The sequence below is a fragment of the Aeromonas sp. HMWF014 genome (genome assembly GCF_963878295.1).
GTDB lineage: Bacteria > Pseudomonadota > Gammaproteobacteria > Enterobacterales > Aeromonadaceae > Aeromonas > Aeromonas popoffii.
On the sequence record NZ_CAWNYS010000268.1, the window covers coordinates 1 to 1095 of the forward strand.

At 60.5% G+C, this 1095-nt stretch carries 1 protein-coding gene; it reads left to right on the plus strand.

The features are described from left to right. Positions 1-664: DUF3560 domain-containing protein (locus AAC083_RS10970; protein ID WP_146181654.1), on the plus strand; the 664-nt coding region annotated here is incomplete at its 5' end. Between the last annotated feature and the right edge of the window lie 431 nt (positions 665-1095).

The following is a 1095-nucleotide window of genomic DNA, read 5'->3' on the forward strand; positions in this document are numbered from 1 at the left end:
AGAGGCGAAACGGGGCCGGTTGCAGGTGCGAGCCATCAAAGCCAACCAGCAGAGCGATCTGCGATGGGGGGCCGCTCATTCAGCAGTAGCAGGGATCGTATTTGGCCAGCCGATCCTAGTCGGCCATCACAGCGAAAGAAAACACCGCCGCGCTCTAGAGCGGTCTGATCAGGCAATGCGCCAATCCATCGCGCTGGATAAAAAAGCCAAGCGCCTGGAGAGTCGCGCCGCGAGTGTCGGCCAAGCCGGGATCGCCAGCGATGATCCAACCGCCCTTGAACAGCTGCGGGAAAAGCTGGCGAATCGGGAACAGTTGCAAGATTCATTCAAGAAGGCGAACAAGGCCCAGCGGGGCAGCGTCCCGGCCTGGCGGTTGAGCAACAACAACGCCGAGATCCGCCGATTGCGCGCAAGGATCGAGGAACTAGGGAGATTGCACAGCTCGGCCCCCATCGAGCAGAAAGGGCTCGGTTGGCACATGTTCGAGGATGATGGACGCATCCAGATCTGCTTTGATGGTAAGCCAGCGGCGGAGCTGCGCCAGTTGTGCAAAGGGGCTGGGTTCGTGTGGTCACCAAGCCGCTGTGCATGGGTACGCAAAGTGACCGTGCGAGCCGTCAATGAGGCTCGCCGGTTAGCTCGCGCATTGCCTGCAGAGGATTAAATCAATCGCATCTTGGCCCCGGCTTGCTGGGGCTTTCCCCTATAGACAAGGCTGGGCGCACGCGCCCGCTTTTTGTTGCTGTCGGGTGACGCTCGATGGCGCAGCCCCCTGGTGCATCCTGGAACGTTGCGGGGCAGTCCTCTTAAAACGTTAAGTAAGGTGCTTCCCGTCCGGGGAACCCTGCTGCCCTCTGCCATCGTGCAATGCCCCGCATTGCGGGACGCAAACAGCCTTCAAGCGGCTTTCGCGGCATATCCTCGCCGCGAAACGGCATACGGCTGCGGTATTCCACGTCCGCTTGACCCGCTGCAGAGCATTGCGTGTTGGCCTCGGGCAGCAGGGAATGGCGACCATCCCGGAGACCTCCTGCTACCCCATATGACGAGGCCAATACCATGTCACGATTCATGTTGGGTGATAGCGTTCAGATC